The organism is Adlercreutzia equolifaciens (assembly GCF_029076695.1).
Lineage (GTDB): Bacteria > Actinomycetota > Coriobacteriia > Coriobacteriales > Eggerthellaceae > Adlercreutzia > Adlercreutzia equolifaciens_A.
Window position 1 is genome coordinate 1 of record NZ_JARFIK010000664.1, and the last position, 286, is coordinate 286.

The following is a 286-nucleotide window of genomic DNA, read 5'->3' on the forward strand; positions in this document are numbered from 1 at the left end:
CTCCGAGGCCGAAGTGGGCAAGACGCTCGAGCAGATTATCTCCCAGGCCAAGGGCCGCGTCATCATCGCCTCCTTCGCCAGACATATTCACAGCATGCAGCAAATCTGCGACGCCGCGGTGAAGAACGGCCGCAAGGTAGTGGTTACGGGTCGCTCCATGATCCAGAACACCGACATCGCCCGTCGCCTGGGCTATCTCAACATCACCGACGACAACCTCATCGATGCCTACGACCTCAAGGGCATTCCGCCCGAGCAGGTGGTCATCATGTGCACGGGCAGCCAG

Annotated in this window: 1 pseudogene; it reads left to right on the forward strand. The window is 60.5% G+C overall.

Features of this window, described 5'->3' with window-relative positions:
* Window positions 1-286: pseudogene (locus PZH32_RS14025) on the forward strand (ribonuclease J); the annotation flags it as partial.